Annotated in this window: 16 protein-coding genes, 1 pseudogene and 2 riboswitches; of the genes and pseudogenes, 15 read left to right on the top strand and 2 right to left on the bottom strand. The window is 48.1% G+C overall.

Annotated elements, in window-relative coordinates:
* Positions 1-146 precede the first annotated feature (146 nt).
* From ABD014_RS12745 to ABD014_RS12730, 4 genes are all read left to right on the top strand, one after another.
* On the top strand, positions 147-1,076 hold the full coding sequence (locus ABD014_RS12745; protein WP_126999856.1) for an ABC transporter permease: 930 nt from the start codon (positions 147-149) through the stop codon (positions 1,074-1,076).
* A gap of 18 nt (positions 1,077-1,094) precedes the next feature.
* Complete coding sequence (locus tag ABD014_RS12740; RefSeq protein WP_343861551.1) at positions 1,095-2,051, top strand: carbohydrate ABC transporter permease; 957 nt, start codon at positions 1,095-1,097, stop codon at positions 2,049-2,051.
* Between the two features lie 138 nt (positions 2,052-2,189).
* The gene (locus ABD014_RS12735; RefSeq protein ID WP_343861549.1) at positions 2,190-3,707 is read left to right on the top strand and encodes an ABC transporter substrate-binding protein; all 1,518 of its coding nucleotides are present in this window, start codon (positions 2,190-2,192) and stop codon (positions 3,705-3,707) included.
* Positions 3,708-3,815: 108 nt separating this feature from the next.
* Positions 3,816-6,596 carry an endo-beta-N-acetylglucosaminidase gene (locus tag ABD014_RS12730; protein ID WP_343861547.1) on the top strand — a complete coding sequence of 927 codons (2,781 nt, stop codon included), beginning with the start codon at positions 3,816-3,818 and terminating at the stop codon, positions 6,594-6,596.
* Between the two features lie 109 nt (positions 6,597-6,705).
* Here ABD014_RS12730 and ABD014_RS12725 read toward each other — a convergent pair whose 3' ends face one another.
* Positions 6,706-7,944: a multidrug effflux MFS transporter gene (locus tag ABD014_RS12725; protein WP_343861545.1), complete on the bottom strand. Its 1,239-nt coding sequence runs from the start codon at positions 7,942-7,944 to the stop codon at positions 6,706-6,708.
* Positions 7,945-8,184: 240 nt separating this feature from the next.
* Here ABD014_RS12725 and ABD014_RS12720 point away from each other — a divergent pair, with 240 nt between their 5' ends.
* From ABD014_RS12720 to ABD014_RS12670, 11 genes and pseudogenes are all read left to right on the top strand, one after another.
* On the top strand, positions 8,185-9,114 hold the full coding sequence (locus ABD014_RS12720; protein WP_343861543.1) for a DUF7916 family protein: 930 nt from the start codon (positions 8,185-8,187) through the stop codon (positions 9,112-9,114).
* Entirely contained in the window at positions 9,114-9,623 is a 510-nt protein-coding gene (locus tag ABD014_RS12715) for a metallophosphoesterase family protein (protein ID WP_343861541.1), read from the top strand. Before ABD014_RS12720 ends, ABD014_RS12715 begins: the two co-directional genes overlap by 1 nt.
* Before the next feature lie 302 nt (positions 9,624-9,925).
* Positions 9,926-10,921 (top strand): ABC transporter substrate-binding protein, encoded by a 996-nt coding sequence (locus ABD014_RS12710; RefSeq protein WP_343861539.1) that lies wholly within the window; start codon positions 9,926-9,928, stop codon positions 10,919-10,921.
* Positions 10,922-10,950: 29 nt separating this feature from the next.
* Entirely contained in the window at positions 10,951-11,865 is a 915-nt protein-coding gene (locus tag ABD014_RS12705; RefSeq protein ID WP_343861537.1) for an ABC transporter permease, read from the top strand.
* Positions 11,865-12,662, top strand: a complete 798-nt coding sequence (locus tag ABD014_RS12700; protein ID WP_343861535.1) for an ABC transporter ATP-binding protein — start codon at positions 11,865-11,867, stop codon at positions 12,660-12,662. Before ABD014_RS12705 ends, ABD014_RS12700 begins: the two co-directional genes overlap by 1 nt.
* A 241-nt stretch (positions 12,663-12,903) precedes the next feature.
* A complete protein-coding gene (locus ABD014_RS12695) occupies positions 12,904-13,203 on the top strand; it encodes an antibiotic biosynthesis monooxygenase family protein (protein WP_126999837.1) in 300 nt (99 codons plus the stop codon).
* Between the two features lie 23 nt (positions 13,204-13,226).
* Entirely contained in the window at positions 13,227-13,703 is a 477-nt protein-coding gene (locus tag ABD014_RS12690; RefSeq protein ID WP_343861531.1) for a DinB family protein, read from the top strand.
* Between the two features lie 37 nt (positions 13,704-13,740).
* Entirely contained in the window at positions 13,741-14,247 is a 507-nt protein-coding gene (locus ABD014_RS12685) for a GNAT family N-acetyltransferase (RefSeq protein WP_343861529.1), read from the top strand.
* Positions 14,248-14,336: 89 nt separating this feature from the next.
* Complete coding sequence (locus ABD014_RS12680; RefSeq protein WP_343861527.1) at positions 14,337-14,945, top strand: TVP38/TMEM64 family protein; 609 nt, start codon at positions 14,337-14,339, stop codon at positions 14,943-14,945.
* Positions 14,946-15,001: 56 nt separating this feature from the next.
* The gene (locus ABD014_RS12675) at positions 15,002-16,225 is read left to right on the top strand and encodes an MFS transporter (RefSeq protein WP_343861525.1); all 1,224 of its coding nucleotides are present in this window, start codon (positions 15,002-15,004) and stop codon (positions 16,223-16,225) included.
* Between the two features lie 70 nt (positions 16,226-16,295).
* Positions 16,296-16,435 (top strand): annotated as a pseudogene (locus ABD014_RS12670) (sigma factor); the annotation flags it as partial.
* Positions 16,436-16,796: 361 nt separating this feature from the next.
* Here the strand turns inward: ABD014_RS12670 and ABD014_RS12665 are convergent.
* Positions 16,797-17,495: a metal-dependent hydrolase gene (locus ABD014_RS12665; RefSeq protein WP_343861523.1), complete on the bottom strand. Its 699-nt coding sequence runs from the start codon at positions 17,493-17,495 to the stop codon at positions 16,797-16,799.
* Between the two features lie 293 nt (positions 17,496-17,788).
* A riboswitch (cyclic di-AMP (ydaO/yuaA leader) is annotated at positions 17,789-18,029 on the top strand.
* A 104-nt stretch (positions 18,030-18,133) separates the two neighbouring features.
* A riboswitch (cyclic di-AMP (ydaO/yuaA leader) is annotated at positions 18,134-18,331 on the top strand.
* The last annotated feature ends 95 nt before the right edge of the window (positions 18,332-18,426 follow it).

Raw genomic sequence — 18,426 nt, 5'->3', positions numbered from 1 at the left:
ACATATGATTCGAGCATTTTTCAACTTGTTGCAGGTAGCGCTTTCTTGGGAAAATAGAAGCAGTTAGAAGATGCTAGATTCCATATTCCATCCAAGCGGGCTTTTCAGGCACCAGAGGATGACAGCAGTAAAGGGGGGAGAGAATCATGGCAGCATTTTTAAAGAAAGTGATTAGAAACAGGGCTTTGCTGATCATGATTTTGCCAGGGACAATTTGGTTTTTAATTTTTGCTTACTTGCCTATGTTCGGTACGGTTCTTGCATTCAAGGATTTCCGAATTAGCCGCGATGGCTTCTTTGCCAGCGTGATTAACAGTGAGTGGGTCGGGTTCAAAAATTTCGAGTATCTGTTTTCAACCAATGACGCTTACATCATTACCAGGAACACGATTTTGTACAATCTGTTCTTCATATTCTTGGGGCTTATCATCGCAGTGGCCTTTGCGATTATGCTGAATGAATTGGTGAACAAGAAGATGGCGAAGGTGTATCAGACAGGGATGTTCCTGCCGCACTTTCTATCCTGGGTCATTATCAGTTATTTCGCCTTTACCTTCCTGAGCATGGATAAGGGGACGCTGAACCACATTATTACACTCTTCGGTGGAGACAAAATAAGCTGGTATTCCGAACCGAAATATTGGCCGTTCATCCTTGTACTTGTCGGGATCTGGAAAGGGGTCGGCTATAACAGCGTTGTCTATCTCGCTTCTCTTACAGGGATTGATAAATCCTATTATGAAGCTGCGGTAATTGATGGGGCGACGAAGTGGAAGCAAATTCGTTACATAACGATACCTCTGCTTAAACCGTTAATGATTATTTTGACGATTCTGGCAATCGGCGGAATTTTCCGTTCAGACTTTGGTCTATTCTATCAATTGCCTAAGGATTCGGGCGCGCTGTATCCAGTGACCAACGTTATCGATACCTTCGTATATCGCGGCTTGATTAATATGGGTGATATCGGGATGAGTACGGCAGCCGGTCTGTATCAATCACTCGTTGGATTGGTGCTGATCTTGCTCGCTAACTACATCGTCAGAAAAATCGAAAGAGATCATGCGATCTTCTAATTTAACGGAGGTGCTATTATGCCACAAGCTACGACACAGCCCGCCGGACAGTTAGAAGCGGGGAGAAGAAAGAAGAAGCGCGATTATAACTCCATATCGCCTTTCTGGAATGCAATATTTAATGTCATCATTGGATTGTTTACATTCTCTTGCATCTTTCCGTTCATCTACGTCATTATCATATCGTTTACGGACGAACAGACACTGGCGCTTAATGGATTTAGCTTGTTTCCAAGCAAATTAAGCACACAGGCTTACGAATATATTTTCAAATCGGGCAGCGAGCTGCTTGGATCATTCGGGGTAACGCTGCTCGTCACTGTGTTAGGTACCTTGCTTAGCTTAACGCTAGTTACGACCTACGCTTATGCGCTATCAAGAAGAAGCTTTGAATTCCGTGGATTTTTCAGCTTCCTGGCGTTTTTCACGATGTTATTCTCAGGCGGTATGGTTCCAGGCTACATCGTAATGACACAGTTCCTGCACTTGCAGAACACGATCTGGGCTCTGATCTTCCCATTATCGATGAACGCATTCTTCATCATTGTCATGCGGACGTTCTTCCAGACTACGATTCCAGAGGAAATTATTGAATCTGCGAAAATCGATGGGGCTGGAGAGTTTCTGACCTTTGCCAGAATCGTATTACCGGTATCGCTACCAGGGATTGCAACAATCGGTCTGTTCAGCTCACTCGGATATTGGAATGACTGGTTCAACGCGCTGTTGTACTTCAATAGCCCGAAGGTTACGCCGCCGATGCAGTTCTTGTTGATGAAAATTGAGAAGAATATGGACTTTCTGATTCAGAATGCGCAAAATATCGGTTCTTCGGTAGATTTCGCTGCGACGATGCCGCAAGAGACTGTAAGGATGGCGATGGTTGTTCTCGCTACCACTCCAATCGTTCTAGCTTATCCGTTCTTCCAGCGTTATTTCGTACAAGGCTTGACGGTAGGCTCCGTAAAGGGTTAAACATCTAATCATGGTTGTCACCGCACTAACCATTTAGCTTCAGGAATGGGCCGGACATTCGTCCGGCCGGTTATCCGGGCGAATTGTTAAGCGGTTTCAATAAATGCAATTACAAAATTTAGTTCAGGGGGAAAGAAAATGACCAAGAAAAAGTTATCATTGTTGTCACTAGCGCTGGTTATGCTGCTGTCTGTAGTACTTGCCGGATGCGGAGACAAGAAGGAGAACAAAGCATCATCCGGCAAGGAACAGAATGCCGTACAGAATGACGGCACTATCGATGTTTCTAAGCTGGACCCGGTAACCTTGAAGCTGTATTTGATCGGACCTAACCAGAAGGATCTGCCTAAGGTACAGGAAGAGATCAATAAATATGTAACTGAGAAGATCAATGCGAAAGTGGATATTACGATGATTGATTGGGGCGACTATAGCCAGCGCATGCAGGTTATTACCAGCTCCGGTGAAGATTACGATATCGCATTTACAAGCTCCTGGGCATTTGATTATCTGCCAAACGCTGCTAAAGGTGCATTTATGCCATTGAATGATCTGCTTGATCAATATGGCAAAGGAATCAAGGAAGTACTTGATCCTCGCTTCCTAGAAGGTACGAAAGTAAATGGCGTTAACTATGGTGTTCCTGCCAACAAGGAATTGGCTCAACAATGGGTATGGCGCTTCAACAAGAAATATGTTGATAAGTACAATCTCGATATTTCCAACGTGACGACTCTTGAGGATCTTGAGCCATTGCTGAAGACCATCAAAGAGAACGAGTCTGCGGACATTACTCCGCTAGCAGTACCTAAGGGCTTTAAGCCATACTTGCCGGTAGATTTCCTGCTTGGCGACGAAATTCCGATCGGTATGTATCTGGATTCGAAGGATTTCAAATTCACAAACCTGCTGGAAACACCTGAATTGAAAGCTAATTTGAATACGATGCGCAACTACTACAAAGCCGGCTATGTACGCGAGGATGTAGCTACTCTGGACGGCATCGATAATATGAAGACAGGCAAATGGCTGGTAGACCGTGAGATTATCCAACCATACGCAGAACTTGGCTGGTCGAGAAGCGCTGGTTATGACATCATCTCCAGACCAATGCATACTCCAGTAATCTACACTAGCTCTGCTGCTGGTTCCATGCTCGCGATTTCCTCTTACTCGAAAAATCCTGAGCGTTCGATGATGTTCCTGAACTTGCTTAACACAGATGCTTATCTGCGTAACTTGATTCAATACGGTATTGAAGATGTGCACTATAAGAAGTTGGAAGATCCGTACATTGAAGACCTTCCTGCAATGCAAGAGAGCTATGCTATGCCAGGCTTTGCACTGGGCAATATGTTCCTGACTTATCTGCATGATGGTGAACCGAAGGATAAATGGGATGCATTTGAGAAATTCAACTCCTCGGCGATCGTAGCACCAACCTTTGGCTTCAACTTCGATACGGCACCTGTTAAGACAGAAGTGGCTTCGGTAACGAACGTAGCTAAGGAATTCATTCCTTCGCTGTACACGGGCTCCGTAGATCCGGACGAATACTTGCCGAAGGCCATCCAGAAGTTCAAGGATGCCGGTATTGATAAAGTTATCGCTGAAGCTCAAAAGCAATTCGATGCTTGGAAAGCTGAGCAAAAATAATGGACTCATAGGGTTATAAATTAGAGAAACGGTTGAGAGATTAACCGTTTCTCTCTTTCTAAATAGTTCTGCTTCAATAGATTTTAATCAGACAAAGGAGGCAATTTAATGAAACGAGCAAAAGATAATTACTTGATGAGATCGAAGAGGAAGCATCAGATTGCCATGATGGCAGGGAGTGCAGTGCTTGCCATGACCTTGTTCGGCTTCAGTGGCCAGGCCCAAGCTGCGCAGCCTCATTCCTCCTATTGGTATCCGAATACACTCTTGGAATGGTCCGCGGCGAAGGATAAAGATGCGCCATTTAATCGGGGTACAGTGGAGTTGAAGGAAGGACGCTTCCAGGGCTTGAAGACCAATGCTGCCTCTAAAGTTCAGCCAAAAGTGATAGCGCTTTCCTCGATGTATCCAAGCACGAGCGGCGCTCCATCACAAGGGTCTGAGAACTTCCATTCATATACGTTCAGCTTCTGGCAATATATCGACAAGCTGGTCATGTGGGGCGGATCAGCAGGTGAGGGCCTGATCGTGCCGCCGAGCGCCGATGTCATTGATGCGGCTCATAAGAACGGTGTGCCAGTACTGGGTACAGTATTCCTTCCGCAGACAGAACATGGCGGTAAGATTGACTGGATGAAGGATCTACTGCACCAGCGCCAGGATGGAACCTTCCCGGTAGCTGATAAGCTGATTGAAGTAGCCAACTATTATGGCTTTGACGGTTGGTTCATTAACCAAGAGACCCAAGGAGCCAACAAAGAAGATGCAGCGAAGATGCAGCAGTTCCTTAAGTACATGCAGCAGATCAAGGGGCCTAAGATGGAGGTCGTCTGGTATGATTCCATGATCGACGAAGGGCAGATTAAATGGCAGGGCGCTCTAACTGATAAGAATAAGATGTTCTTCCAGGATGACAAGACTCGTGTCTCCGACCAGATGTTCCTGGATTTCCGCTGGCAGTACAAGGACGAAGTGAACGGCAAGTACGACTATGTGACGCCTTATCTGAATTCGCCGCAAAAAGCGGCCGATCTTGGCCGCAGCCCGTATGATCTGTTCGCCGGCATTGATGTGGAAGCGAACGGATACAATGGGGAGTATAATTGGCCGGTTCTCTTCCCGGATGGCAAAGAGGCGACCACTTCTCTTGGCATCTATCGTCCGGACTGGACATTTAACAGCTCGAAGACGCAAGAGGAATACATGGAGAAGGAAGAGATCTTCTGGGTTGGCCACAATAAAAATCCGCAAGATACCGGATCAGCCGAGGGGGACAATCCGTACTCCTGGAGAGGCATTGCGCATGATATTGTCGATAAGAGCGTGATTGATGGCTCGGAATTTATCACCCATTTCAATACCGGCAACGGACATTTGTATGCGCTTAACGGCAAGGTGATGCGCGAGAAGGATTGGAGCAACCGCAGTCTACAGGATATTCTACCGACTTGGCGCTGGATCGCCGAGACGAAGGATGGCGCTACTCCGCTCGCTCCGAGCTTTGACTTCAGCACAGCTTATAATGGAGGCAGTTCTTTGAAGCTGGAAGGTGATCTGTCACCTGCAAATCCGACACATCTGAAGCTGTATAAGGCGAATATGCCAGTTGAAGCAACAACGGAATTGTCGGTGATCTATCAATCGAATTCAGAGGCTGGCAAGGTGAAGATCGGCGTTGCTTTCTCAGATGCTCCGGATAAGTATACTTTCTTCGAACCAAAGAAATGGACGCAGGCCGGGGATAGTCAGAACTGGCTGCAAGGTCAGGTGCGTCTGAATCAATATAAGGGACGGACGATCGTAGGCTTGTCACTAGAATTTGAGAGCGAGACCGTGATTAAGGATTATCAAGCGAATATCGGCCAGTTGGCTGTTACAAATGTGAATGATAAGGCCAAGACGCCAAAGGAGGTTTCAGATCTCAAAGTAACGGAAAATGATTTCCGTGATGGTATCTATGGCGACGCTAGATTGTCATGGAGTGCTCCCAAGAACCAGGAGGATGTGCTGTACTACCAAGTTTATCGCGTGAAGCCGGATGGCAAATATGAACTGATGGGGCTGACTGGAAATACGGTATACTATGTACCGGAAATGAGACGGCTAGAGAAGGAAGCGGAGACGAAGCTGGTTGTCGTTCCGATGAATCGTCACTATGAAGCTGGCAAGCCAGCTGGGGTAGCTTTTGAGTGGCCGGCCTATCCGAAGCCTGTGGCCGCATTTGAAGCGGATCAGACTCTAATCGCTCCTGGAGATAGCGTGAAATTTACGGACAAATCATCTGAAGTTACGGAGAGCTGGAATTGGAGCTTCCCGGGTGGCGAACCTTCCTCCAGTACGGAACAAAATCCGGTAGTTACTTATTTAGAGGAAGGAACTTATGAGGTTACGCTCACAGCCAAGAATAGTGAAGGCGAAGATGTGGTCAGTCGTCAAATGATTACGGTAATGAAGGAAGCGGCTGGCGGTGTTGCGGATCTTGCCCTGAACCAGAAGGCGACTGCATCCAGCTTCGTTAATGAGAAGGAAGCACCACAGTTTGCTGTGGATGGCGATGACCGTACGAAATGGTGTGCAGTCGGCGATGCGCCGCATACGCTGACCATTGATCTCGGCAGTGAGCATAAGGTCAGCGAATTCGTCATTAAGCATGCCGAAGCAGGTGGCGAGCCAGCAGCCTTCAATACGAGAGTCTTCAAAATTCAGCTTAGCCTGGATGGGGAGAACTGGACAGATGCCGTAGATGTCAATGACAATACGAAAGGAGTCAGTAAGCATGCGATCGCGCTGACTTCGGCCCGCTATGCCAAGCTGATCGTTGAGAAGCCGACACAGGGCGGAGATACGGCAGCACGAATCTACGGATTCGAGGTTAAGGGATTAAAATAATATAAAAAAAGACAGCATCTCCACTGCAGAAGATCGATCTGGATCGTCTGTGGGAGATGCTGTCTTTTGCTGTACATGAAGCAGGGTTTATAAGATGGTATGATTTTTGTTACTTCAGATTATAATTATTTCTCTGTACGATGAGAAGATAACAGATGACTGCACCGATATCAGCCGCAGCGATGACGATTCCCATCGGCAGAGCGTTCATGTCTCCGCCAAGACCGACCAGCGGTGCTACAGCGGCACCAAGAATATAAGGTAGCAGACCGAGTAAGGCGGATGCACTACCTGCTGATTCGCCTTGATCCTGCATTGCCAGGGTGAAGCTGGCGGTTCCGACAATCCCGACACAGGAGACGACGAAGAACAGTGGAATCAGGATCGAAGCCAAGCCCCCATGAAGTATAATTGCGATTAGCAGGGCAACGGATGATATCGCAGCCAGGACTAGCCCGAAGCGCAGCAGTCTAGTCTCTTTAAAGCGATTTACCAGGCGTCCGGTGAGTTGACTCGCGATAATGATACCGGCCCCGTTCATCGCAAAGATCAAACTGTAGGTCTGTTCCGATACGCTATAAATATTTTGCAGAACGAAGGAAGAGCCAGATATATAAGCGAACATTGCAGCTGTAATTAATCCTTGTGACAAGCAATATCCGATAAATAAGCGATCCATGAGCAGCTTGCGGAAGGTGCGAAGTGTAACCCCTAATCCGCCAGATTGACGTTTCTCCTTCGGCAATGTTTCTGGCAGGCCAAGTAGAACCGACAGCATCATAATAACGCCGATGAGGGACAATACGACGAATACGCCGCGCCAGGAGACGTAGGCCAACAGCTGACCGCCGAAGATTGGCGCCAGGATTGGTGCTGCCCCGTTCACTAGCATAAGCATCGAGAAGAACTTGGTCAGTTCAGTACCGGAGTACATATCACGCACGACGGCACGGGATAGCACGATGCCAGCTGAACCGGACAGACCTTGAATGAAGCGAAGTACATTCAGCAATCCTGCGGTTGGAGCGAATACGCAGAGTAAAGAGCTGATTGCGTACATCGTCAGCGAGATGATTAGCGGCATCCGTCTGCCGCGCATATCGCTCAATGGACCCACGATGAGCTGCCCAATCGCCAGACCAAGCAGGCAAGAGGTAAGGCTGAGCTGTGCCATCGAAGCGGTCGTATTTAGATCTTTCGCCAGGGATGGTAATGCTGGCAAATACATATCTAAGGAGAATGGGCCGAAGGCTGATAAACAGCCCAGAATCAACACCGCTTGCAGACGGCGCGATCGAGTTTGAGGTTGTTGTGTTGAGACAGATGGTCCATCTGCTGTAAGACTCATAATAATTTCTTCCTTTCCATTATTGGACCCACGAACGGGCCGTAATCTTGATTTTTTTCAGCATTTTAACATTATACTACAGGGTTGAAGGCAGGGGAGAAGTTTTTCTGGTCCGTTAGGAATTCATTTACTTAAGGTGTTATACTTCATGATAGGATGGTTTATAGTGTTATCAAGCGTATTAGAGCGAACTGAAGTAATAGGCTTGATGTTGGTAATTACTCAAAATGAGGTGAGCCAATGAAGAGGATATTAGATTGCCGGGCGTCAGACTTTCGCAGTATGGAACGAGAACAGTTGAAGGGAGCGATCCTTGCCGCCGAAGGGAGAACAGTCATCGCAGAGACGGTGTCCATCTCTCAACCGATGCTGCCAGAGATCAGTAATGCTGAGCTGGCCAAAGCCTTCGGCGCAGATATGATTCTGCTCAATGTGTTCGATGTATTCAACCCTGTAGTTCGCGGACTGGCCCCGCTTGATGTGTTCCACCCTACCGGTGGGGAGCAGCAGATCCAGAATCCGATCGCCGAAGTGAAGCGGTTAACAGGGCTGCCGGTCGGGATTAATCTGGAGCCCGTGGATGATTCTGCGGAAGCGCTCGAACAGTTGAATCAATTGCCCGAGGGACGCAGGGCGACAGCTGCAAGTCTAGTGAAGGCCAAGGAATTAGGGGCTGACTTCGTATGCCTGACAGGCAATCCGAAGACAGGGGTTACCAATGAGCAGATTACACAGGCGATCCGCCTTGCGAATGAGCATTTTGGCGGACTAATTATCGCCGGGAAAATGCATGGTGCAGGAACACGCGGCAAAGTGATCGACCGGGAAGCGGCACTTGCCTTTACGGAGGCAGGAGCAGATGTTATTCTTCTGCCAGCCCCGGGCACAGTCCCGGGACTGCGCGAGGAGGAACTTGCTGCGATCATCACTGAGGTGAAGGAGAAAGGAGCACTTGCTCTGGCCGCGATCGGTACGAGTCAGGAGGGTGCCGATACGGAGACGGTCAAGGCGATTGCATTAAGTGCAAAAAGGGCGGGAGCTGATGTGCTTCATATCGGTGATGCTGGATACACCGGAATTGCAATTCCGGACAATATTATGGCTCTGTCCATCGCGATACGAGGTCGCAGACATACGTATATTCGTATGGCGGCTTCGCCGCTGCGCTAATGATGAAGATCGGAGTTGTATCGGATACCCATATGCCGAAGAGAGCATCAGTACTGCCGCCTGCGCTGGTCTCTCAATTCCGCAATGTGGATCTGATTATCCATTTAGGAGACTGGACCAGTATGGAGGTCTACAGGCAGTTGTCTGCACTTGCTCCGGTTGAAGGGGTGGCCGGCAATAATGATCCTGAAGAGATTATCCAGCGGTTTGGCTATCACAAGATAATTCAGCTTGGTTCCCATAAGGTTGGACTTACTCACGGATTTCTGCCCGAAGGCCGCGGAAATGCACGGGAAAAGGCGATGAAGATCTTTCAGGGGCAGGAGGCTGATGCCATTTTGTTCGGCCATTCTCATAAGCCCTTATTAAAGAGGGAGAACGGGCTGCTTCTGTTTAATCCCGGTTCTCCTACAGACAAACGGCGTGAACCGAAGTATTCTTTCGGCTTGCTGCAGATTTCAGGTGAGATGATCAAGGCGAAGCATATTTATATGGAGCGGAAGCAATAAATGTGAGAAAATGGCAGAAAATAGAGCGGAGCTAATAAGAAGAAGTTAACATGAGGCAGGTCAGAATTCTGGCCTGTCTCTTGTTTTCTGTGCCCCAATGATGCAAATTCAACCAAATAGTAGATTTTGGATTGACTAGAAATTGACCGCCATTTAATATGAGAATAATATAATCTTCCGGAAACGTGGGAAAGATCACATTTTTGCGCTTTGACACTTTTATGAATAGAAGCGTTAACCGGAGTTCGCATCGATCAAGTGAACCATTAATGTAGTAAATTAATTGAGGGGGTATTTTGAAAATGAGGAAGAAATTAGGTCTATTATTAGTCATCTCGATCATGCTGGTAGCTGTAGTTGGCTGTGGAAGTTCGGGCTCTGGGAAGCAGTACAAGATTGCGATCTCACAAATCGTGGAGCATCCGTCGCTGGATGCGACTCGTGAAGGCTTTCTAGCAGCCCTGAAGGACGCGGGGATTGTAGAAGGAGAAAATCTGAAGCTGGACTACAACAATGCGCAAGGTGACCCAAATAACAATATGACGATTGCTCAGAAAATAGCTGGTGAGAAATACGACCTGGTTCTAGGCATCGCTACACTTCCAGCACAGGCGCTGGCTAGTCAGGTGAAGAATTCGCCAGTCATGTTCGCAGCAGTTACGGATCCGCTCGATGCTAAATTGATAGACAATCTGGAGAAGCCGGGCGGCAATGTATCGGGCGCTTCTGATACGAACCCCGAGGCTATTGCTCAGTTGATGGACTTTATCGCCGGTAATTTCCCTGATGTGAAGACCGTGGGCGTTGTGCTCAACCAAGGCGAGCCCAATGCTGTGGTCATGACTAATTTGGCAGAAAAGGCACTGGAGAAGCACGGAATTAAAATCGTAAAAGCTTCAGTTACGAATACCTCGGAAGTGAAGCAGGCTGCGGAATCCTTGGTAGGTAGAGCCGATGCAATCTATATTACGCTCGATAACACGGTGGTAGAGGCAGTTAGCACGGTTATTCAAGTAGCTAATGACAATGATATCCCATTCTTTTCTAGCGACCGTGATTCCGTTGAGAAGGGTGCATTTGCAACCGTAGGCTTCAAATATTATGATCATGGCTATCAAGCAGGTCAAATGGCGCTGCAAGTTCTCAAGGAGGGCAAGAAAATCGGTGATTTGAAGGTTACAGTGCCGGAGAAGCTCGATCTTATTCTTAATCTGAAAGCTGCGGAAGAACAAGGGATCACCGTTACGGATGCAATGAAGGAGCAGGTTAAGGATAAGGAGACCAATATTCTCGAATAGGTGTTCCATAATTAGGAGGTAGTATCATCATGATGAACTCATTACTCGGAGCCCTAGAATCCGGATTGCTGTATGCATTGATGGCGCTTGGCGTATACATCACCTTTCGTATCTTGGACTTTCCAGACTTAACGGTGGACGGAAGCTTTACAACCGGCGGAGCCATAGCAGCCATAATGATTACGAATGGTGTATCCCCCTGGGTGTCCACAATTTGCGCCTTTGGCGGCGGACTCTTAGCCGGTATGATTACAGGGCTTATTCATACCAAGGGTCGTATAAATGGCCTCTTATCCGGAATTCTGATGATGATCGCATTATATTCCATTAACATGCGGATTATGGGGAAGCCGAATGTCGGACTACTCGGTGAGAAGACGATATTCAGCTCCATATCACCGCTATTGCTGATGCCTTTTGTAGTCATCGCTATTAAGCTTCTGCTCGATCTGTTCTTCCGTACTGAGCTTGGGCTCGCGCTACGAGCGACCGGAGATAATCAGCGGATGATCAGAAGCTTCGGCACGAATACCGACAATACGATTATTTTGGGACTTAGCTTATCCAATGGACTTGTTGCATTGTCTGGTGCATTAATTGCCCAGCAATCGCAATTTGCCGATATCTCCGCTGGAATCGGAATGATTGTGATCGGGCTGGCCTCCGTCATCATCGGAGAAGCGATATTCGGAGCCCGTAATGTGTTCTTTGCCACACTGGCCGTCGTACTTGGTTCCATTGTCTATCGTCTGGTTGTCGCTCTAGCGCTACGGATTGAGTGGCTGGAGCAGACCGATCTGAAGGTGATCACGGCATTGATCGTCATCATCGCCTTGGTTCTACCGACGGTACGCAGATCATGGAAGCAGAAGGCACTCGCTCGCAAGCGCTCGTTGGAACTTGTCTCCGACGCTGAACAGAGAAGTATGGGAGGTGGACTATAATGCTGCGGATTACACATTTATCCAAGCTATTCCATCCAGGTTCCGTCGATGAGAAGATCGCGCTAATTAACGTGAATCTGCAGCTGAAGCCAGGGGATTTCGTGACCGTGATCGGCAGTAACGGTGCTGGCAAATCAACGTTGATGAACATGATCTCGGGTACGCTAAAGCCGGATTCCGGTACGGTTCATATTGACGGCACTGATATTTCGGAGTTGTCCGAACATAAGCGCAGCCGTTGGGTCGGCCGCGTCTTCCAGGACCCGATGGCTGGGACCGCTCCACATATGACAATCGAGGAGAATCTGGCGATGGCATACTCGCGCGGCAAGCGTCGTGGGCTGTCGATCGGTATTAACTCCGAGCGAAGAGAGCTATTCAAAGAACAGCTTCGCAAGCTTGGCATCGGTCTAGAGAATCGACTGCGCGCCAAGGTAGGAACGCTGTCCGGTGGTGAACGTCAAGCGCTCAGTCTGCTTATGGCTACATTTACTGAGCCGCAGATCCTGCTGCTTGACGAGCATACCGCGGCATTGGATCCAGCGCGGGCAGAACTGGTGACCCAGCTCACACAGAAGATCGTTAGGGAGCTTAAGCTCACCACCTTGATGGTCACGCACAACATGGAACAGGCGATTCGCCTTGGCAATCGGCTAATTATGATGGATGGGGGTCGCATCATCCTCGATATTCACGAGCAGGAGAAGCAGCAACTGACGATCGAGGGCCTGCTCGGAGAGTTCGAACAGATTAGCGGTCATAAGCTGAGCGATGATCGGGTCGTACTCGGCTCCTAGAAGTTAGGGCAATCCATACTCCTGTGCAAGGGAAAGAGTAGATATATTATAAGGACCTTCAGTTCCGCTATTGAAGCGGGTCTACGGGTCCTTTTCCCTTTCTAGATATAGAATTAATATGCGAACCAACTGCTCTTGAATGAACTGGTTAGTGATTTTCTATAATAGGGCAATTGGAAAAATCCGATTCATTATGCCAGGACGCCATGCTATAATCAGGAAAACGGAGGGGATGGTGACGATGATACTTGAAGTAGCCCATCTGCAGGTGAAACCGGGCACGATTAACGATTTTGAGAGCAGCTTCCGGCAGGCATCGAAGATCATTTCTCAAATGCGTGGATATTTGGGACATGAGCTACATAAATGCGTAGAGACCGAAAATAAGTACATTTTACTCGTTAAGTGGCGTTCGATTACCGATCATGAGGTTGGGTTCAGACAATCTCCTCAATACGAAGAATGGAAGGAATTACTGCACCATTACTATGACCCCTTTCCATTGGTTGAGCACTATGTTCAGATTAAATTAGAGATGTGAAGACATCGATGGAGGTAATGAGCATGAGTTCGAATGAAGTCATTTTTGATCAGATTGAATTTATAAGAAGGCAAACTCTAAAAATGGTACAGGGATTAACAGAGGAAGAAGTGCGGACAATCCCTGAAGGATTCCGCAATCATATCCTGTGGAATCTGGGGCATATTGCCTTCGTACAGGACCGCTTTGCCTTTCTTCTGGCAGGACTTCCATCGGGACTTCCGGAACAATATCCGAAATGGTTCGCTAACGGTACATCGCCGCTGGAATGGACGGGTCAAGGGCCTGATTTCACGGAGGTGTGTCGAATCGCAGGCGAGCAGCCGTTAGAGATCAGAAAACTATTGACTGGGCGCTTGAATGAACCTACGATACAGCCTTTCACGACTAGCTCAGGCTTCACGATGGATCGCATCGGATCTTTGCTGAGCTTCAGTCTGTACCACGAAGGGATGCACTTCGGTATCATTAAACAGTTCAAGAAGACGATACAAGGTTGATTACAGCAAGACTTGCAGAACTAGGAGACGAACTCAGATGCATGAACAATATGCAATTGAAGATGCGGTCCTTGAAGACCTGGACCGTATTGTAGAAATTTATAATGAGACGATTGCTGGACGGATGGTCACAGCTGATTTGGAGCCGATCACTGTAGCTAGCCGTCTATCATGGTTTGAAGAACATGCCCCAGACTTTAGACCGCTATGGGTGCTCAAGGATGGGGGAAGAATCGTCGCATGGCTTAGCTTCCAATCTTTCTATGGTCGTCCAGCTTATCTGGCGACAGCGGAGATCAGCGTCTATATTTCAGCAGAATGTCGCGGTAAGGGCCTAGGCAGTTTGCTGCTTAAGCGGGCGATCGATTTCTGTCCGCAAATTTCGGTTAATACGCTGCTTGGTTTTGTATTTGCTCATAACCAGCCGAGCCTCTCCCTGTTAGGGAAGTTTAGGTTCGAGCAGTGGGCTTACCTGCCGCGTGTTGCCAACATGGATGGGATCGAGCGTGATCTTGTTATTTTAGGAAGAAGAATTGAACACTAATCGAGCTTTGGGCCATAAGAGAATTCTCACCGTAGAGTAATATTATTACGCTTCTTGGCCCGAAGAGTCGAGAATGGAGAAGAAATCGCTTGAATGAATGGATAGAACAATGGACGAGTTGGCTGATTGATGCCACACAGCTAGGCGGTTTTTCTATACTAATCATTACGATTCCGCTGGCGCTTCTACAAGGAACGATCGGCATATTCCCGTTTGCGACTATCGTCATGCTGCATATCTCCGTGTTGGGGATCGCGGATGGACTTATCGCCAGCTGGATTGCCGGAACGGCAGCCGGGATGATCATATATTTACTATGCGGCTATTTATTCGCTGACTGGTTCAACCGCAAATGGCTGCATAAGCTGCAAAAATATGAGAAATGGCAAAGAGGCCTGGAACGGTATGGTGTATGGGCAGTAATATTTCTGCGTACCCTGCCGATTATGCCTAACAATTTGATCTCGTTCATGTCGGCTATATCTAATATGAAGCTATCATCGTATACATGGTCAAATATGGTCGGCAATCTGTCCGGGATATGGTTGTATGGAATATTAAGCGCATCGGTCGTATTTCCAGATTCAGATCTTCGCAAGCTAATATTCAGTTATATTATTTTTCTGGTCGCCCTTACCGTCATCTTCTGGTTCAGAAACCGGAATATGATTAAGCGTGACCGCAGCATGACGGCATAACCGCATGTAAAATATAAATATAAATTAGAGATATGAGTGGAGAATGGGGTGGCACAATGAGTGCAACGAATATAGCGGCGAAGCCGAAGACGAGGAAGCTGCTATTTAGCGCCGGCTTCAGTTGGATGTTCGACGCGATGGATGTTGGGATTATATCGTTTATCGCCGCTGCTTTGGCGGCGGACTGGGGACTGACCCCGCAGCAAACAGGCTTGTTTACAAGTATTAACTCGATCGGAATGGTGTTCGGAGCCGCTTTGGCTGGTCTAATGGCCGACAAATTCGGCCGTAAAGCCGTTCTGCTCTGGACACTGGTCATCTTCGCTGTGGCGAGCGGTTTGTCCGCCGCTGCTACTGGATTTGCCATACTGTGCGTGCTTCGCTTTATTGCGGGCTTTGGGCTTGGCGGCGAGTTGCCCGTAGCATCCACATTGGTCTCGGAATCTGTTCCAGCCAAGGATCGGGGGCGGGCTGTAGTTCTGCTTGAGAGCTTCTGGGCCATCGGCTGGATTCTGTCAGCGCTGATCGCATATTTTGTAATCCCGGATTACGGATGGCGGACGGCTTTTGTCATTAGTGGTTTACCGGTCGTGTACGCCCTATATTTACGTCGATCCATTGAGGACCCACCGCGGTTTGTCGCGCAATCTGATACAATGAGACAGAGATTTTCAGTAAGAGAGAAGCTGCAATCTGTATGGTCAGCTCCTCATCGACGCTCGACGATCATGCTCTGGATCCTATGGTTTACTGTAGTCTTCTCGTATTATGGAATGTTCCTGTGGCTGCCTTCGGTCATGGTCCTGAAGGGCTTCAGTCTCGTCAAGAGCTTTGAATACGTGTTGATTATGACACTGGCTCAATTGCCGGGTTATTTCACAGCTGCCTACTTCATAGAGAAGTTCGGTCGGAAATTCGTATTAGTCTTGTACCTGGTACTTACTGCTGCAAGCGCGGCCTGGTTCGGGAGCGCTACGACGGAAGGGATGCTGATTGCCTCGGGAATCTGCTTGTCCTTCTTTAACTTGGGGGCGTGGGGAGGCATGTATGCCTATACGCCTGAGCTGTATCCGACGAAGGTCCGATCGACAGGTGTTGGCTTCGCTGCTTCCTTCGGCCGGGTTGGCGGGGTGATCGCTCCGTTCCTGGTTGGCTGGCTCGTAGCCCGAGAAGTACCGATCAGCTCGATCTTCTGGCTGTTCTTCGTCACCGTACTGATCGGCGCGATTGCCGTCCTCTGGCTGGGCACCGAGACAAAAGGGAAGGAACTTTTGGACTAGCTTTGGATTAGCAAGTACCTCTGTGCCTGTCTGTTCAAGGGAGCGCTAATGAAAAATTGAGCTGGCATAAAGGGGAGAACAAGGTGATGCAGAAGCGAAACGCCGATTGCGGAAGCGAATCCACGTCTTGTTGTAAGTATCGCACGACGTTATGTCGGCCGGTGTATGGTATTTCTCGATTTGATCCAGGAAGGCAACATGGGCCTGATTGCGTGATTCTGCTATTTTGGAGATTCTAACGAAACGTGGTATCGTTATTGGCTCCAATTTTGGCCGCTGAGATTTTTAACAAAACTGGGTATCGCTATTGAATACGAATCATACCTTTTTGCCAGGATTTCGCCCAAATAACGATATGGTGTTTCGTTAAAAATAATTTCCCGCTTTTTTGGAGCAAATAACGATCTGTAGTTTCGTTAGAAATAAAAATAGCAAATAGCTGCTGATAAGCAGCTATTTTTGTTTGGGCCAGCTTTGGGTGGTCGGTGCGGGCGGTTATGAGCCGGATGCTCTAGCAACTGAGCTAATGGAATAAATAGAGCGGTCGATGAAGTTAGACGAGATAGGCCAATTAACGCTCCAACTGCGCTTTATCGAGGCTTTCGCCTGGCAGAAGGGCATGGCCGGATATGCCAAGCTTTTGCAATTGGTGGGCGAATTGTGTTCCGTCCTGTTTGATGATGCCAAATGTATCGTAGTGAACCGGGACCACGTGCTTGGCGCCGATCCATTCGGCGGCGAGCAGAGCGTCTTCCGGTCCCATGGTGAAGAAATCTCCGATCGGGATAAAAGCGAGATCGATCTTATGCTTGCTTCCGATGAGCTTTATATCGCTGAATAGTGCGGTATCGCCACAATGATATACCGTGAAACCGTTGATATTGAGTACAATGCCTGCGGCAACCCCCAGGTAGACATTCGTTCCGTTCACTTCAACGGAAGAACTGTGGAGAGCCGGAGTGAAGGTCAGCTTGCCGAACGGGAAGTTGTACGAACCTCCCAGGTTCATTCCTGTCGCCTTAAGCCCTTTCTGCTCAAAGAAGCCCGCCAGTTCAACGATAGCTACGATGGAGGCTCCAGTTCTTCTGGCGATCACCTCAGCATCCCCGATATGATCCGAGTGCCCATGGGTAAGTAGGATATAATCGACATCGATATCTTCAGCCACAGCAGCTGCTTTAGGATTACCGGTCAAGAACGGGTCAATGATCAAACGGCAATCGCCAGTATCTAAATATACGCATGAATGTCCGAGATACGTTATTTTCATAAATATCGCTCCTTTTGGCAAAATGATGAACTAACTCTATTATAGCGAAGGAGAGACATGAGTAAAATTTTATCGCGTTGGCAGCTGCGATTTCAACAGTTTCCCCGGCAGGATCCTTATAAAAGAATTTAAAATCAAGAGTAGAAATGAGCTATAGCGAAAATTAGAGAGAGCCATATCAATGTAAGCGGTATATTTTCATATTCCTTTAAATTAATCGCTTTTTTTGCCGGGAAGTTGGCTTTACAGTCAAACCTTGCAGCGGTATGATTCAATCCATAATCAATATTATCCAATTCCGATCGCTTAATCTCTGGGATGTTCCAGAGAACGGAGGAACCAACAAGAGCTTGCTGTGTGATGATCAACGCAGCTTGCTCATCGTCTGAATGGCCAGGGCTGGTGTGAGAGCCAACACAGGCCCATTCGGACAGGGGTGAATCCTGAGAAAGAGACCATGGACTCTTCTCAGGTAGGGCGACTCTCACCGCCCGAATCCGTCAGCTAACTTCGTCAGCGTGGGTATGAGAGAGGAAAGGTGACTGCGCGCCGCAACGAATTCGGCCACAGAGGACCGTTTGCCTCTGTGGTTTTTTATGCTCTTTTTTGAAAAATGAACTGAAATACAATACAACATCAATCAAAATTCGCTGAATGCTGTCGTGGATATGACAGCAGCGGGGGAACCAACGGTACTGAGTGATGCCCGATCTGCGGGCTTCTAAACCTTAGTTCCATGGGGTGAATCGCTTGGAGGATAAACGTATTTTCCAAGGTAGGGCGACTTCCGCGCCCGAATCCGTCAGCTAACCTCGTAAGCGTCTAGGAAGAGGCAACCACCAAGGTCGGGTAGTGGGTCTAAGACCACTCATTAAGCCGCGGGAAAGGTTACTATCTTTCCTGCGGCTTCTTTTGTGTTGTCCTCTGCAAA

Source organism: Paenibacillus motobuensis, assembly GCF_039521865.1.
In the GTDB taxonomy this organism is placed as follows: Bacteria; Bacillota; Bacilli; order Paenibacillales; family Paenibacillaceae; genus Fontibacillus; species Fontibacillus motobuensis.
Note: the sequence above shows the minus strand (reverse complement) of the source record. Positions and strands in the feature narration are given on the sequence as shown.